The organism is Kribbella sp. NPDC026596 (assembly GCF_040638415.1).
Classification (GTDB): domain Bacteria; phylum Actinomycetota; class Actinomycetes; order Propionibacteriales; family Kribbellaceae; genus Kribbella.
On sequence record NZ_JBEZYF010000080.1, the window covers coordinates 1 to 14,872 of the forward strand.

Below are 14,872 nucleotides of genomic sequence, written 5' to 3' on the forward strand. Positions count from 1 at the left end.
CACGGCTCGCCCTGGTGACCTGCGGTCGATCAGTGAGAGCACGTCGCTGGTGAGGGTTGCGAAGTCGTACGGCCCCACGGTCGGGGTGGGCGCGTAGCCGCGAAGCCAGGGTGCGACGACGAGACGTCCGCGGCGGCCGAGCTCGGCGAGGAAGGGCTTCGCGGTCGGCGGATGGTCCGGGAAGCCGTGCAGGACGAGCGTCGGTTGACCATCGGGATCACCACCCTGCAGCGCGTGAAAGGTGCCTTGTGGCAGGTCGAAGGTGACGTGTTCGAATTCCATGGGTGTCAGCCTTTCCAAGAGCGGCCGGACGAGAGATGCCGATGCTGACTTCGGTGTCTCTGGCGTTGGACATGTGCGTCCTCAGGCGCCGGGTGTACTGCGGGGTCAGCCGGCCAGTCGGTTGAGCTTGCGGATTTGTTTGTCGAAGGCGCGCGAGGGCACGATCCGGCGCAGGAGGCTGACGCGTGCGGCCATCGAGCCGGCGGTGTACCGGAGCTTGGGCTTGGCATCGGTGGCGGCCGCGACGATCACCTTCGCGACAACGTCCGGGTCGTCGGCGTTGCGCAGGGCCGTGGCCAGCACGTCTCGGGAGACCTCCCGCTGCGCGGCGTAGACCGGCAGGGGCGAGTCGGGTGCCTGGCTGCTCGCCTCGAAACTCGTGCTTGTGTAGGCCGGCTCGACCAGCAGCATCCGGACGCCGTGCTCGCGAAGCTCGTGGTCGACGGACTCGGAGTAGCCCTCGACCGCGTGCTTGGTGGCCGCGTAGACGGCCATGAAGGGGGCTGGGATCAGACCGAGTACCGAGGCGACGTTGACCACGCGGCCACTGCCCTGGGCGCGCATGTGGGGCAGCACTGCGTTTGTCATCCGAATCAGACCGAAGACGTTGATGTCGAAGACCTCCTTGGCCTGGTTGATCGAGCTCTCCTCGCCGGCGCCGACCGCGCCCACGCCTGCGTTGTTGACCAGGACGTCGATCCGGCCGAACCGCTCGATCACCTCCTCGACCAGGGAGCGGACCGACTCGTCGCTGGCCACGTCGAGATCGAGGAACGTCACCCCGGCGAGCGGCTCGGCGTTCGCCGCGTTACGGCTCGTGCCGACCACCGCGAAACCCGCGCCCACGAGGGCGAGCGCTGCCGCCCGTCCGATCCCGGAGGAGGCGCCCGTCACGAGGGCCACTGGGGAAGCTATCTGCATGTTGGTTCCTTCGGTTGTGGGCATGACTTTGTCGTGTGCTGTGCGGGTCGCCTGTGCTCGGGGTTCATCGTCTGCTCCGGAGCGCTCAGTGGTTAGGAGCAGACGCCAGTTCGCGCAGGTTGGTGTTGTTCTGCAGTGCCCATCGCAAGGTCCGCGGTGGGCGCCCGAGCAGGGTTTCCAGTTGGTCGGAGAGGACGTCGTACCGCCCGCCGGCGATCAGCCTGGTCTGGATCTTCAGGTGCTCAGCCACGTGCCGGGCCGTAGCCGGGTCGCCCAGGGACTCCTGTAGGACGGTCTCGTCTATGAAGGTCTCGTTCCAGGCCTCCACTTCCTCAGGGATGTAGGTGACCTGGCGTCCCAGCGTGGCTGCGTAGTCGTCAGCGAACTCGTACATGTCCTTCAGTTCCGGGCCGGTGAGCTCGTAGGACTTCGAGATGTGCGGTGCGGGGTCGACCAGCATCTTCACGCACACCTCTGCCAGGTCGTGAACGGCGATGGGCGCGAGTTGCTGGTTGCCGAAGGGCAGGCGCAGTTCTCCGTTGCTCAGCGGGCCCAGTTGCATCCAGGTCAGATGGGGGTTCTCGGCGAACAGGGTCGCACGCACGTTGACGGTCGGGAGGCCGGACCAGTCCAGCACCTGCTCGCAGATCCAGTGCGCCCGCTGCTGCGGTGACCAGTCCGTGACCAGTCCGCCGAGCCAGGAACGCCGCTCCTCATCCGGTGTGGTCATCTTCTCGAGCGTCATGTACGACTGCTCGTAGTTGGACAGGTGCACGAAGGCCTCGATGTCGCCCTGGGCTCGCGCCGCCGCGGCCATCAAGGTGAGGGCATCGGCGTAGTATGGCTGCGGGGTCATGCTGAAGCAGATGCGCTTGACACCCTTCAGCGCGGCGGCCACGTCCGCGAGTTTGAGCAGGTCGCCGACGAAGACCTCGGCCCCGGCCTCGCGCAGCGACTGCGCGCGTTCGTCGTCCCGTCGTACGAACGCGCGCACCGGGTGGCCCTGTTCGAGCAGCATGTCGACCATCACTCTGCTCACGCCACCGACCTGGCCGCCGGCGCCGGTGATCAGAATGGGATTGCGTTCCGTCATCGGGGTGTTCTCCATCTGGTTGGGGTGGGTCGGCCGTTCAGGAAGCCCAGGACTCCGCACGCGCACAGCCGCCCGTTCGACATTGCGGGTCAGGTGCGCGCGGGCGTCGTCTGCAGGAACAGGTCGAGCAGCGCCAGCAGCGTCTCGGGAGCGTCCTCGGTCGGGAAGTGGCCGGCGCTGGGGATCTCGACCACGGGTGCGTCGGGGTAGGCCAGATGGAACGACGGGATCACGTACTCGGGCAGCAGTGCGGTGTCCCGCATCCCGACCGCCAGCATCGCCGGCACGGCTCGCAGCGCGGCGACGGCTTCCGTGGGCGGCGGGCCGGGCGGCGGGCCCTGCGGGCCCTCCAGGGCCTGCCGGGGGAAGGCGATGACACCGCGGCACTCCGCCGGGGTCGCGAAGGGGCTGGAGTACGCGCGGATCCAGGTCGGCGTGGCGATCTCCGGTCGGGCGACATGCTGCAGGTCGATCATCAGGTGGGCGATGGTGTGACCCGCGTTTCCGAGGATCTGCTCGAACGAACCGTCCGAGAGCGCCGACTGGGCCCACTGGAACCACCGGCTCTCGGCGCCGTTGGTCTTCATGAGAGGGGCGATTTCGTCTGCGAGGGGCATCACGGTGTTCGTGGCGAAGATCCGGGAGATCCGGTCGGGGTGACGCAGCGCGAACCCGGTGCCGATGGGGCCGCCCCAGTCACGGAGAACCAGGGTGATGTCGGTGAGGTCGAGCGTGTCGACGAGCAGCGATTCGAGATTGAGGATGTGTTCGCTCGCGTCGTACGTGCGGTCCTGCGGTGTCTCGCTCTTGCCGAAGCCCATGTGGTCTGGAACGATCACGCGATGGTGACGTGACAGTGGCCCGATCAGGTGGCGCCATTCGTAGCCCCACGTGGGCTCGCCGTGCAGCATGACGATCGTCTGATCGGGCCGTTCGGGGCCCTCGTCGACGTAGTGCTGGCGGAAGCCGGCCGCCTCGTTGAAGCGGGCGGGATACGGCCACGTGCCGTCGAACGTCTCTTCAGCAGCAATCATGGGGTCTCGTGCCTTCCGGGGAGTGGGTGGTTTCGAGCCGTCGCGTTCAGAAATCAGATGTCGGACTCGGTCCAGCCCCGTGCAGGGCCGCGTCGGTGTCCGCGATCGCCAGCATCCTGTTGATGTCGGCCCCGGCCAGTGCGCCAGCCGCTGCGGAGGCCCCGACCTGGGCGACCAGATCGGTGACGTTGCCGGCCACCCACACACCCGGCACCTCAGTGGCGCCGGCCACGCCCGAGGCGAAACCGCGGCCCTTCGGCAGGTCGAGCACCGGCAGGCCCAGACCTTCCAAGCCCTGGGCGCGGGCCTGCAGCTGCGCGAGGACCGCGAGGACGCGGCGGGCCACGACCTGGCCGTCGGCCAGCCGCACCCCGGCGAGGGCACCGTTCTCATCGTTGACGACCGCGGTGACAGGGGTGTCGATGATGCGGATGCCGCGGGCGGCGAAGCGGGCGCGGTTGTCCTCGTCCAGGTCAGTGCCGTGGGTGAAGTAGGTCAGGTCCTCGGTCAGCTGACGGAACAGAAACGCGTGGCCGATGGAGGCCGGGCCGGTGGCGAGGATACCGATGGGCTCATCGCGCACCTCCCAGCCGTGGCAGTACGGGCAGTGCACCACGCTGTGCCCCCAGTGCTCGGCGAGCCCGGGCACGTCCGGCAGCACATCCGTCAGGCCGGTGGCTACCAGGATGCGGCGAGCGGTGATGCTGCGGCCGTCGGCCAGGGTGACGGTGAACCGCAGGTCGCCGTCCGCCGACGGGGCGGCAGGCTCGGCCGCGACCACCTCGCTGTGGACGACGCGTCCGCCGTACTGGCGCACCTGCTCCCGGCCGCGTCGAAGGATCTCGGACGGCGAGGTGCCGTCCAGGGCGAGGAGGCCGTGCACGGCCTCCGCGGGCGCGTTGCGTGGGGAGCCGCTGTCGATCACGACGACCGAGCGGCGGGAGCGGGCGAGGATCAGTGCACCGTTCAGCCCCGCGGCGCCCCCGCCGATCACGACCGCGTCGACGGTCCCCTCGGCCAGTGCGTCGCTCGCGTACGGAGCAGTCGTCACAGCCATGGCCTCCTGCCTTTCCTTATCAGTCATGGTTCGGTCAACCCTTCGAGTTCTCGGTGGTTGGAGGGCCCTGCCCAGGCGAGCTCAGAATGGTTGTGTACTGAACTGTCAGAAACGTAGATTGTTCTGTACTGAATTGTCAAATACGGCAGGTCGGCCCTACCTTCTATGTATGGCGAGACCACGAAGCTTCGACCGCGACCACGTCCTCCATGCCGCCGAGCGGCAGTTCCGCACCACGGGCTACAACGGCACGAGCGTCGACGACATCAGCGCCGCCACCGGCCTGGGCCGCGGCAGCCTCTATGCCACGTTCGACGGCAAGCACGGCGTGCTGCTGCAGGCGATGGCCGGGTACTTCGCCCGGCTGGGGCAGGGTGCGCCGCAGGTGCTCGCCGGACCGGACGAGGGCGCTCTGGAACGACTGCACGGGTACTTGCTCCGCGCCGTCCACGGGGTGCCACTCGCCGCCGATGTACCCCCCGCCCCTGACCGGGCGGCGGCGACCTGCTTCGCCGCCAAGATGGCCATGGAGATCGGCGCCTCCGACCCCGAGGTGCAACGCCTGGCCAACGACTGCTTCTCCGTGGTCGCAACGGCGGTGGCCGAGTGTGTGCGAGCGGCGCAGCGCAACGGCGACATCGACCCCGACGCGGATCCCGACGACCTCGCGTACCTTCTGGTGACCATCATCCGCGGGACCGATGTCGTAGGCGCGTACGGCCACAGTCCCGCCCGCCTGACCTCGATTGCAGAAAGCGCGTTCGCCTTGCTGCCTCGCCCGCGCCACCGCTGAGAACGGCACGGCCGGATCTCGTTGTGGAGACCTCTGATGCGGACCCCCACAGGCGGTCAGTTGGTCAGCATCAAAGCCTGGCTACAACAGGCCTTCCACACCGACGTCCGCCGCGGCGTACTCCTCGAACCAGCGCTGCGCCTCGGGCGGGTCCGCGGGTATATGTCGGCGACAGCAAGAACGTCGAAGGCCAGGAAGGAGACCGTTGGGAGGCCCTCCGGCGCCGGCGGTTTGCCGCGTTGTGCCAACCGCGATGCGACCACCAAGTAGACCAGCGACGGCACGCCGAACCGAGTGTTGGCAGATCGGTCGCGCGGTCCGCGACTGACTGCCTCCGCCCGCCCGTGAATTGTGCCGAGGACCTCATTCGAACCTCAGTGAATACGCGGATGCGGTCAGTGGACGAGCGACGCGCCGAGCTCAGGTGGCAACGACACTGAAGGACATCCTCGAGCGCGCCGGCGGCCGCTACGACCTGCAGACGATGTGCGAGGCGGCAGGGGCACCCCGAACCTCACCCTGAAGCCGAGCGTTCCAGAATAGTGATCAGCTCAGCCGAGCAAGCCGTCAGCCAGGCGAAGGAGACCCATGAGCAGCATCCCGGTTCCCGACGAGATGACCCACTACTCGTCGCGACAACGGGACGAGGTCGACGAGCTGTCATGGCCGGTCTTGAGCGAGCACCTTCTGAGCCTGCTCCGATCGGGCGGAGAAGAGCTGCGCCCCGAACCCGGCGAGGTGTTGTGGGACGCCGGAGACCCGTACGACCTGTACCTCGTGCTCGCAGGAGGGCTGCTCCTGGTCGATCGTCGGGAGGACCGGGTCGTCTTCGTCGTGGAGCAAGGCGACTTCGTGGGCGAACTGGGCATGTTCATGGGCCAGCGATCCTTCTTCCAGGGTGTCGCCAAGGAGGGGACCGTGGTTCTAAAGGTGCCCATCGAGGAGCTGCGGCGGCTCGTGGAGATCTCGGCCGAGCTGAGCGACGTCGTGCTGTCCGCACTCGACGCCCGACGGCTCTACCTGACGAGGATGGGCGAGGGCGGCCTCGTCCTCGCTGGAGACGACGACCGTGATCTGCACCGGCTCCAGGATTTCGCTGGACGCAACCGGCTCCCCTACCGGACCGTGCTGCGCTCCGACCCCACGGCGTGGGCCGAGCTGGCGAAGACGACGGCGTTGCCCGCGTCGGGTACGGCCGTGGTCGCCGGCGACCAAAGGGTCATGACCGCGCCGACCACGCGCGATCTCGCCAGCGCGCTCGGGATCGACTTTTGGGGCATTGCCGACAACAGTCGATGCGACATGCTCGTGATCGGCGCCGGACCAGCGGGCCTGGCGGCCGCGGTCTTCGGGGCATCCGAGGGCCTCGACGTGGTTGTCGTGGAAGACGTTGCTATCGGGGGCCAAGCGGGCAGCTCCTCGCGGATCGAGAACTATCTCGGCTTTCCACGAGGCGTGTCCGGGACCGAGCTGGCGCGGGCAGCGATGATGCAGGCCGTCAAGTTCGGAACCCGGCTGGTCTCGCCCCGATCCGTCACGGGGTTGACCCAGACGGCTTCAGGCTTCCGCGTCCGCCTCGACGACCAGCACGACATCGACGCGAGCGCCGTGATCATTGCCAGTGGGGCTCAATATCGACGTCTGGACGTGCCCGGGCTGGCCGACCTCGAGGGGCGGGGCGTCTACTACGCGGCGAGCGACCTTGAGGCCAAGGTCGTCTCGGACCGGAACGCCGTGGTTGTCGGGGGCGCCAACTCGGCCGGACAAGCCGCTCTGTTCCTGACACGGCACGCCGCTCACGTCCACATCCTGATCCGGCGGGACGATCTGCGAGAGACGATGTCGGCCTACCTCGCGCAGCGTCTGACTCACCATGAGCGCGTCACCGTCCACCCCCGTGCGGAGCTCTCCGCGGTCAGTGGAGCGACGCGGCTGACAGGTGTGACGTGGCGAGACCACGCCCACGAGGCCACTGTCCGACTCGACGCCGCCGGTCTCTTTTTGATGATCGGCGCGGATCCACGCACCAACTGGCTGCATGGAGCAGGTGTGGAGCTCGACGGCAAGGGCTTCGTCCTGACGCGGGACGGGTTCAATGCGTCGTTGCCCGGGTTGTTCGCCGTGGGCGACGTACGCGCCGGATCGGTCAAACGAGTTGCCTCGGCCGTCGGCGAAGGCTCAGTGGTGGTCTCCGCTGTCCACGCCCACCTCGCCGACGCGAGTCGGTCCTGACATCACAAGCATCGCGCGCCTGCCAGCATCGCGGGCTCACCATCCAGCAAATCCCGCTCGTGGGCGTGCTACCGGTGCGCTTGACAGGTTCAGTGAATGAAGCCGTCAAATTTCGGTTCGTATCTTGAGCCGCCTGGGAGCGCGGATTCGCCGGGGATGGTGTCGACGGCGCTGGCGAGCTCGACGTCGATCGGGCCGGTCAGCCCGGGCGGGAGCCGGACCGTGGCGTCAGTTCGGGTGCGGGGGCTCATGGCCTGCTCGGCGAGAATCCGCGGGTCGTCCGAACGCCGGCCACACCACGATCTTCACCTGGTCGACGGTGTCGTCGGGGTCGCGCAGCGGGCACAGGCGGTGGTGCGCCGGGAGATCCATCCCATCGCATTTCGCACACCGCCAGGCGGCCATGCCACCAGCATGCGTCAGGTGCCTGCGTCCGCGGCAGTCCAGCCTTGTGTCATTCGAAAGTGCCGGACGGTGGCCGGTTCGCGGGCGCTAGCGAGATTCCCTCGGCCTTCGCCTTCGCGCGGGGCACCCGACCCCCTGGAGGGCGAAGTGCTGATGAATGGTTACTCCAGCCCGGCGGTGCTCATCCTCATCACGGCCGCGGTCCGGCTGGTGACACCAAGTCGCTCGTAGATGTGGTTCAGATGCGTGCGTACGGTTCCCTCGGACAGCCGCATCCGCCGGCCGATCTGCGTGTTGGTATAGCCCTGGGCGACGTACTGCAGTAGTTCGAGCTGTCGTGGGGTCAGTGCCGCGGGTGCTCGGCGGCGGCGCTCGGCGTTTCGGTAGGCGGCGGTCAGGTGTGGCCGCAGCAGGGTGAGCAGAAGCCGGTCCCGCTCGTCGAAGTCGCGGCCCGGGCCGCGCCACAGATACAGCCGCGTGATGTGTCCGGGTTCGTCGGGCAAGCAGACCATCAACGCCCGCTTACGCCCGAAGCCGTAGTCGATGTTCATCGGGCTGGCCTGCCACTGGCGGTCGGAGACAAAGTCGCTCAGCTTGGTCACGTTGACGATGTCGCCGGTGCGGTGCGGGTAGTTACAGGCGTCCGACGACTTGTCGAGCTCCCAGTAGTGCGGGTCCGGAGGGTCCGCGCCGATCTCTACGAACCGGGTCTCGCCCAGAGCTTGCTCGAGTACGAACTCTTCCAGAGCGGGCTTGGAGCGGGTCAGCTTCATGGAGTCGCTGTGGAACAGGTCGCGCATGCAGTCCATCAACTCCCATGGCAACGCTGGTCCGGGATCGTCCACGTTCAGGGCGAGCAGATCGCGCAGCGCGTCCAGATCCCGTCCGCTGATGCCGTCAGCCATGAGTGCCTCCGCTTTCGACGCTACGCCGACGCCGCGTCGGCAGCCATACGCGGCACCGCGTATTCCAGCCCGCCGGCCGGCAAACCTAGCGTCGAAAACGTGGTCCGGATCCGAACCGGACCCTCGTCAGGAGGCTAGTCATGAACCACGCACGCGCAGCGATCGCAGCATCCGCACTCGCACTGAGCGCTGCCGCGCTCGGCGCGACCCACGCGTCGGCCCAGTACGAGCCCGGCCCCGGCTCCGCCCGGCCACAGTCCCGCCCGTGCCCGCCCCCGCTTCTCCAACCGACCCGGTCAAAGCGGGAGTCGACGACACAGTCAGCGAAGGCATCCAGGCCGGTGCCTCCGTACTCGGCGGCGCCGGCGTGGTACTCGGCGGACTGTGGATCTACCGCCGCCGCCACGCTCTGACCAACTAGGCGATTGTCTCCGCGCCTTGCCGGGGCTTCTCGCCCTGTCAGCTCACCTTGTCTGTTCCCCCAAGCCAGCGGTCCGAGTGGTCCCTGAACCCCGCGCCAGTCGGCCCTGGGTCAGGGCGCTGAATCTAGGCTGGATCGGCTGGAAAGGGCCTCACTTCCCGCATCAAACACTGTTGCATCTAACGCAACATTGATGCGTCGTGGCTGGAGGCAACGACATCCGCCCTGCCAGTGATTCAGAATCAGTCGGACTGGCGGGGTGTGGTCAGCCGCCGTCACCGTTACCAGGAAGTGTCGGATGAACCTCATCGAGTGGCGGACCTGGCCGGGCCTGGGTGGCGGCGTCGGCCGCGACTTCGGCGACGACGAGTTGGCTGGACCTTGGTCGACGGCTTCTTGGAGTCCTTCACGTCCCATCGCTGTGACGTGATCTCGTCCGGCCCCGGGTGGCCCGGCTTGGCAGGGGTCAGCACCGCGCCGAGCTCGGCCGACTGGGCTGGGCTGAGTGGAACGGTGCGGCCGACGATGACCAGGTCGGCGCCCCGGTACAGGCCGGCGATCACCACCTCGGGCCGGGTGATCGGCCCGATCACGCCACCGATCAAAACTCCCGGGTGGCCCTGTGCTTCACCTTTCGTTCGGGTTGTCTTGGTGTCGCAGACAGTCGCATCTCGCGGTGGTCGGACGCCTGCGCGACACCGGTTCCTGAGGCGGCGACAGATCGCCTCGTGCCACCGACAGTGGTCAGCTCGGCCAGGATCCACTCGGAGGGCACCACTGGCTACTAACCGGATCCGCGAGGTCGCCGCGCCCAGGTCAGGCCCGGCCCCGCGGTTGCCGTTCGAGGCGTTGTCCCAGACCACCCAGTCCTCGTCGCCGTCGCCACTGAGCACATTGACCGTCCGACCATGAGTCCAGAATGCCATACATTCGAAAGTATGTTCCCATGGACTATGAGGAGGCCGGGGGCCAGGCCGGGGGCCGGGGGCCGGGAGGCCGGGGGCCGGGAGGCCGGGGGCCGGTGGCAGCACGGACTGATGTGGGCGACAGCAGCTGATAGGCGAGCGCATGCTGGTGGCTGTGACCGGCGAGTGGCAGTGCGGCAGGTGCCTCGGGGCTGACGTCCCCGAGCACCACCGCTTCTGCCCGAAGCGCGACCAGCGGTTGAAGATCGACCGGGTCGTCGTCGTGGTGTGGCCGCCGTTTGGCCGGCGGCGGGATCGCGGGTGACCGCGACGACACGCACCGGCAGCTGTAAGGCGACAAGGCTGCACAGCCAGCTATCTCAGCGGCTATACGCGGCGGCTATCGGTGGCGAGTGGCTGGAGTAGGCAACCACGCAAGGCTAGGTACTGCGTAGGCGGTCGGCCAGCGCGGCTGCCTCCGTGCGGCTGGAAGTACCGGTCTTGCGGAGGATGTTGGAGACGTGGACGCTGACGGTCTTGTGGCTGATCACCAAGTCCTTGGCGATCTCGGTGTTCGACCGGCCGGCAGCGACATAGCTGAGGATCTGTAGCTCGCGCTCGGTGAGTGCGGACAGGATGGTGGGCTCAGCTGGCGCGGCAGTTGGTGTCGGCTCGACGAGGCTGATCCGGGACCGCCTCGCGAGTGCCACGATGCTGCCCCGCAGCGGTTGCGCGCCCATCTCACTCGCGCACCGGTACGCCGAACGCAGCGTGCCACCCACCGCGGAAACGGGGTAGCCCTCGCCGAGCGCGGCCTCTGCGAACCGGAACTGGGCGCACACCTCGCCCCACAAGTACCCGGCGGTCCGACAGGCCCCTGCCGCCGATCGCCACAGCTCAGCCTGGGCATCGCCCCTGGCCCTTGCGAACTCGGCGTCGAAGAGCGCTTTGTTCATGATGGAAAGGTCCGTCTGCCTTCCCGCGGCCGAGAACGGCTCACGCTGCCAGTCGGTGAGCATCTGCTCGATTGTGGAAGCGGCCCTCGCGACGCCGACCTTGTCACCGCGGTCGCGGGCGTTCTGGGCAACCTCTGCCGCGGCCTGCACGGACGCGATCAGCAGGTCGTTGGCCGTCTCGGGGACCGGGTGGCCGGGCTGCGGCAGATGGTTCTGTAGCCAGTCGAGTGCGGCCTGCGGCTCATTCTCAGCCAGCAGTACCTCGGCTCCGCAGAGCGCAAAGCAGTCATAGAGGCCCGGGAACTCGTCGGACGCCAGGTCGTGTGCGCGCTCGAGATGCTGCCTTGCCTCAGCAACCTGACCCGACCTGACGGCGAGGAGCGTCGCCGTCAAGCGGGTCGCAGCCCCGGCGACACCGACGCATCTGGCCGCCAGAGCTGTTCGGATGACGGATCTCGCGTCGGCCCATCGACCGGCTTCGATCAAGCTCCAGCCGACCATGAAAGCGAGGAAATGCACCGCCTTGCCGGCGCCACCCTCGACCAGTTCTCGGTAGGCGGACAAGGCGGTCTGCGTGGCCTCCGCGGATCGGCCGAGCTCTACCAACGCGTTGAATTGCCAGCTGGTCGCATCCAGCAGCCCATCCAGATCGCCGCACGTCCGTGCGAGTTTCGCGGCCTCTTCCGCGTCGGCCAGCGCGGCCGGAGGGTCCGTGACGGAGGTCGCCAACGCCCGCCTGCTGAGCGCCCTTACCAACGCATCGACGGATGCGGTCCTTCTGGCGATGTCGACTGCGGCATTGGCGTGCTCCAACGCGCCCGGGCGCGCCTCCCACCTTTCCATGGCGGCCAGCTCGGACAAGGCAATTGCATATTCCGGGCTGTCCGGATCCGTGGAGCCGAGCTCGACGGCCCGGAGGGCGTCATCAGGCACGACCGTCCGCGGCGTGGTCAGCCGCCATCGCGCGAGCGATCTGCGAACTAAGAGGTCGCTTGCCAGGAGTGGGTCCTGTTGCCAGTCGAGTAGCTCCAGCCCCTGGCTCAAGAGATCGACGGCGAGATCCTGCCGGTTGATGGACGAGCAGATCGCACTCGTCCGCCGCAGTAGTAGGACCCGGTCCCGGTCGGTACGGCTGACGACCGGCCCGACCTGGGTCCAGAGATCGCAGGCGCGGCGCAAGTGGATGGCCTGCTCGTCCGGTGCGTGCAGCCGTACTGCGTCGTCGGCGGCCAGCAGCGACCACCGGAAGGCATCGTCAAGGCGACCAGCGTGCAGATTGTGCTCCGCCAACTCGGCTGGGCTGGCCTCAGCACCTCATTCCAGGACCCGGACGTACGTCGCGTGGATCGGCGCTGCCCACACGTCGTCGTACAGGACCTCGGCGAGAAGAGGATGCCGGAACCACGGCGACCCATCCGGGGCAGACTGGATCACGCCTCCGACCTCGGCCTCGACCAGGCATCCGGTTACCCTGTTGGCATCCACTCCGTGCTCGGCCGCAACACGACGCAGTAATGCGACCGGTGTCGGTCGGCCGCTCACAGCGAGGATGCGCGTCAACTGCCGGGATTCATCCGACAGGCGGTGCCAAGTCGAGAGCAGCGTTTCTCGGAGAGCGTCGGGAACCGTTGCCGGAAAGGCCTGCGGGCTAGGCAGATCGCGAATGAGAAGTTCGGTGAGGTAGGGATTTCCATCCGACAACTCCTGGACCCGGGCTGCGAGTTCGAGGTCTTTCGGTCGATGCAGCAGATTCGCGATCTGCGTGCCGGTGTCCTCCAGATCCAGCCTCTTCAGCCGCAGTTCCTCGAAGAAGGGCATCCGGCGAAGATCAGCCAGCCAGCCGTGCAACGGATGCCCTTCGCCGCGATCCTCGTCCCGGCAGGTCGTCACTACCGCGAGGCGTTGATCGCGGAACCCCGCGATCAGGTATGCCAGGACGTCCAGCGAAGCCATGTCGGCCCACTGGAGGTCATCGACGACCAGCACGGTCGGCGTAGCTGCTGCGATCCGGTTGAGCAGTAGATCGACGAGTGGGATCAGCCGGCCGGTGTCACTCGTCTCCGCACCCCCCAACTGCGGTAGGAGAGAGCTGAGGTCGTCCAGACCCGCCAGGACCTGGTCGCGCTCGGTTGGTTCGGCCTGATCGAGCCAATCCCGCGGCGCGCCCGCGATGGGAGCGAAGGGGACGGACGCGCTGCCGAAGCGCACACAAGATCCCCACAACACCCTGAGCCCGGAGACCCGGCAGGTCTCGCGGACCAGGTGGGTCTTCCCGACTCCGGCCTCGCAGTGGGCCACCAACGCACACGGCACGCCTGACGCCGCTGCCTGCAGCGCCCTTCCGAGGTGCTCCACCTCCGCGGTTCGACCGGCCAGGCCTGGATCGGCCGTCATGACGCCAGTCTCACCCTGGAGTCATCGGCTGACCATGGCTGCCGGGTCTGTGGCAACCGTCCCCACCAGTCTCTCGAACCCGCCGGGTGGTCACTGTGTCGCTGTGCGGGTTAGGGACATGATCTGGCCGGCCTGCGGCCGCGGGAGTGTGTGCCGCCTTCGTCGGCGCTGTAAGAGCTTGTTCCCTCCCCTCCTGTCGACTCCATCATGACCCGACACGGCCCGGGTGCAACCGCCCGCCTTCGGCGGCCCTGACGGGTTTCAGCAGTTGCACCCCGGCCGCTTACGGGTCCGGATTCCGCTCGCCAGGAGGGGGCAGAAAACAGTCGGCCAGACCAGAGCGTCGACGGCCCGCCACCTGGCAGGAACAGGAGTCCTGTGATGGGTGCACGTGCGGTCTTCCGCATCTACAGCGACGACCACGATGGTGCGTTCTGGGCGAACTGGGCATCGCCGCAGTACAAGCTTCAAGCTCGAGCCCACGCTGTAAAGGGACAACAGAATCGAGGGCAGCTCGAAGGCTGCCCTCGATCGAGTCGAGAGCAGAGCATGGTGAGAAGGTCCGGAGAACCCGACGTCAAACCTTCCGGATCCGGTCGGCGATCTCCGGCCTCGCCGCGAACCCGGCCGCCTTGTACGTCGCGACGCCGCCGACGTTAGAGCTCGGCGTGCACACGCGCACGCTCGACGAGCCCATCTCCCGCAGTGCGGCCGCCCCGGCGACGGTGATCGCCCGGCCATAGCCGCGGCCTCGATGGTCCGCATGGACGCCCATCGGCTCGACCAGTCCCGGCTTCCCCGGGCCGGCCGACCAGACCGTCACCACCGCCGCGGCGTTGCCCTGGTCGTCGTAAGCACCAAGGCATCGGGCGTCGGCGTAGAACGGTCCCGCGGACATCTCGTGCCGGTACTCGCGCGTGGGCCTCGTGGTGTTGAACGCGGACCGCAGGACGTCGGCGAAGTCCTGCGCCTGCTCCAGGCCGATCGCCTTGATCCACACGCCGGGGTCCTCCACCGCTTCGGCGAGGTCGCGGAAGAGCGGCGTCCACGGCTCGTCGACACCCCAGCCCTCCTTGGTCAACAGGTCGTGGAGCAGCAGGCCCTGCGGCGCCTCGATCGACACCGCTCCTTCCGGCAGCACGCCGCGCTCAGGCAGCGAAAAGTCCTCGACGAGCCGCCGTGCCAAATCCTCGTCCTGGAAAGCGTCAGGAGCGACCGTCATCCGCACCAGCGTCGGCGAATCCAGCATCCCGACAGCGAGGATCCGTCCGTTCCGGCTCCAGGTCCGCACCACCGCGGCCGTCTCGGCCGTTCCGAACCGGTAGTTCCAGCCGATGTCCCCGGGATGCAGCTGCATCGGCGCTTCGTCGTGCTGCCACTCCCGCAGCGCCGCCATAGCCTCGCGCACCCCGCCGGCCGTCGGCGTACCCAGCACAATCGTCATAGCCGGGATCTGACACCCCCGTCTCGGCGG

General features: G+C 67.9%; 14 protein-coding genes and 1 pseudogene. 5 read left to right on the plus strand and 10 right to left on the minus strand.

All coding sequences use genetic code 11. The annotated features are described in order from the left end of the window. From AB0E63_RS39895 to AB0E63_RS39915, 5 genes and pseudogenes are all read right to left on the minus strand, one after another. Window positions 1–282 (minus strand): annotated as a pseudogene (locus tag AB0E63_RS39895) (hypothetical protein); the annotation flags it as partial. Window positions 283–387: 105 nt separating this feature from the next. Continuing rightward, window positions 388–1,203 (minus strand): oxidoreductase, encoded by an 816-nt coding sequence (locus AB0E63_RS39900; protein WP_360378069.1) that lies wholly within the window; start codon window positions 1,201–1,203, stop codon window positions 388–390. A gap of 85 nt (window positions 1,204–1,288) precedes the next feature. Further along, a complete protein-coding gene (locus AB0E63_RS39905; protein ID WP_360378072.1) occupies window positions 1,289–2,296 on the minus strand; it encodes an NmrA family NAD(P)-binding protein in 1,008 nt (335 codons plus the stop codon). Window positions 2,297–2,385: 89 nt separating this feature from the next. Further along, window positions 2,386–3,330 carry an alpha/beta fold hydrolase gene (locus tag AB0E63_RS39910; RefSeq protein WP_360378075.1) on the minus strand — a complete coding sequence of 315 codons (945 nt, stop codon included), beginning with the start codon at window positions 3,328–3,330 and terminating at the stop codon, window positions 2,386–2,388. 46 nt (window positions 3,331–3,376) lie between these two features. After that, window positions 3,377–4,387 (minus strand): NAD(P)/FAD-dependent oxidoreductase, encoded by a 1,011-nt coding sequence (locus AB0E63_RS39915; RefSeq protein WP_360378077.1) that lies wholly within the window; start codon window positions 4,385–4,387, stop codon window positions 3,377–3,379. 169 nt (window positions 4,388–4,556) lie between these two features. Between AB0E63_RS39915 and AB0E63_RS39920 the strand changes: the two genes are divergently transcribed. From AB0E63_RS39920 to AB0E63_RS39930, 3 genes are all read left to right on the plus strand, one after another. Then, window positions 4,557–5,180: a TetR/AcrR family transcriptional regulator gene (locus tag AB0E63_RS39920; protein ID WP_360378080.1), complete on the plus strand. Its 624-nt coding sequence runs from the start codon at window positions 4,557–4,559 to the stop codon at window positions 5,178–5,180. A gap of 36 nt (window positions 5,181–5,216) precedes the next feature. Next, window positions 5,217–5,450 (plus strand): hypothetical protein, encoded by a 234-nt coding sequence (locus AB0E63_RS39925; RefSeq protein WP_360378083.1) that lies wholly within the window; start codon window positions 5,217–5,219, stop codon window positions 5,448–5,450. A 318-nt stretch (window positions 5,451–5,768) separates the two neighbouring features. Continuing rightward, on the plus strand, window positions 5,769–7,412 hold the full coding sequence (locus AB0E63_RS39930) for an FAD-dependent oxidoreductase (RefSeq protein ID WP_360378085.1): 1,644 nt from the start codon (window positions 5,769–5,771) through the stop codon (window positions 7,410–7,412). Between the two features lie 566 nt (window positions 7,413–7,978). On the opposite strand, the gene AB0E63_RS39935 is transcribed toward AB0E63_RS39930, so the two are convergent. Next, on the minus strand, window positions 7,979–8,722 hold the full coding sequence (locus AB0E63_RS39935) for a response regulator transcription factor (protein WP_360378087.1): 744 nt from the start codon (window positions 8,720–8,722) through the stop codon (window positions 7,979–7,981). Window positions 8,723–8,987: 265 nt separating this feature from the next. Between AB0E63_RS39935 and AB0E63_RS39940 the strand changes: the two genes are divergently transcribed. Continuing rightward, entirely contained in the window at window positions 8,988–9,143 is a 156-nt protein-coding gene (locus tag AB0E63_RS39940; RefSeq protein WP_360378090.1) for a hypothetical protein, read from the plus strand. Window positions 9,144–9,448: 305 nt separating this feature from the next. Here the strand turns inward: AB0E63_RS39940 and AB0E63_RS39945 are convergent, their stop codons facing one another. Beyond that, a complete protein-coding gene (locus tag AB0E63_RS39945; RefSeq protein ID WP_360378092.1) occupies window positions 9,449–9,736 on the minus strand; it encodes a hypothetical protein in 288 nt (95 codons plus the stop codon). A 475-nt stretch (window positions 9,737–10,211) separates the two neighbouring features. Here AB0E63_RS39945 and AB0E63_RS39950 point away from each other — a divergent pair, with 475 nt between their 5' ends. Further along, window positions 10,212–10,373 (plus strand): hypothetical protein, encoded by a 162-nt coding sequence (locus AB0E63_RS39950; RefSeq protein ID WP_360378094.1) that lies wholly within the window; start codon window positions 10,212–10,214, stop codon window positions 10,371–10,373. Window positions 10,374–10,488: 115 nt separating this feature from the next. Here the strand turns inward: AB0E63_RS39950 and AB0E63_RS39955 are convergent, their stop codons facing one another. From AB0E63_RS39955 to AB0E63_RS39965, 3 genes are all read right to left on the minus strand, one after another. Beyond that, on the minus strand, window positions 10,489–12,294 hold the full coding sequence (locus tag AB0E63_RS39955; RefSeq protein WP_360378096.1) for a helix-turn-helix transcriptional regulator: 1,806 nt from the start codon (window positions 12,292–12,294) through the stop codon (window positions 10,489–10,491). Between the two features lie 24 nt (window positions 12,295–12,318). Continuing rightward, entirely contained in the window at window positions 12,319–13,398 is a 1,080-nt protein-coding gene (locus AB0E63_RS39960) for an AAA family ATPase (protein ID WP_360378099.1), read from the minus strand. Window positions 13,399–13,975: 577 nt separating this feature from the next. Continuing rightward, window positions 13,976–14,842, minus strand: a complete 867-nt coding sequence (locus tag AB0E63_RS39965; RefSeq protein ID WP_360378102.1) for a GNAT family N-acetyltransferase — start codon at window positions 14,840–14,842, stop codon at window positions 13,976–13,978. Between the last annotated feature and the right edge of the window lie 30 nt (window positions 14,843–14,872).

Excerpts from the sequence above, each read along its gene's own strand:
- AB0E63_RS39900 (WP_360378069.1), bottom strand. The coding sequence starts at position 1,203 with ATGCAGATAGCTTCCCCAGTGGCCCTCGTGACGGGCGCCTCCTCCGGG.
- AB0E63_RS39905 (WP_360378072.1), bottom strand. The coding sequence starts at position 2,296 with ATGACGGAACGCAATCCCATTCTGATCACCGGCGCCGGCGGCCAGGTC.
- AB0E63_RS39910 (WP_360378075.1), bottom strand. The coding sequence starts at position 3,330 with ATGATTGCTGCTGAAGAGACGTTCGACGGCACGTGGCCGTATCCCGCC.
- AB0E63_RS39915 (WP_360378077.1), bottom strand. The coding sequence starts at position 4,387 with ATGGCTGTGACGACTGCTCCGTACGCGAGCGACGCACTGGCCGAGGGG.
- AB0E63_RS39920 (WP_360378080.1), top strand. The coding sequence starts at position 4,557 with ATGGCGAGACCACGAAGCTTCGACCGCGACCACGTCCTCCATGCCGCC.
- AB0E63_RS39925 (WP_360378083.1), top strand. The coding sequence starts at position 5,217 with ATGCGGACCCCCACAGGCGGTCAGTTGGTCAGCATCAAAGCCTGGCTA.
- AB0E63_RS39930 (WP_360378085.1), top strand. The coding sequence starts at position 5,769 with ATGAGCAGCATCCCGGTTCCCGACGAGATGACCCACTACTCGTCGCGA.
- AB0E63_RS39935 (WP_360378087.1), bottom strand. The coding sequence starts at position 8,722 with ATGGCTGACGGCATCAGCGGACGGGATCTGGACGCGCTGCGCGATCTG.
- AB0E63_RS39950 (WP_360378094.1), top strand. The coding sequence starts at position 10,212 with ATGCTGGTGGCTGTGACCGGCGAGTGGCAGTGCGGCAGGTGCCTCGGG.
- AB0E63_RS39960 (WP_360378099.1), bottom strand. The coding sequence starts at position 13,398 with ATGACGGCCGATCCAGGCCTGGCCGGTCGAACCGCGGAGGTGGAGCAC.
- AB0E63_RS39965 (WP_360378102.1), bottom strand. The coding sequence starts at position 14,842 with ATGACGATTGTGCTGGGTACGCCGACGGCCGGCGGGGTGCGCGAGGCT.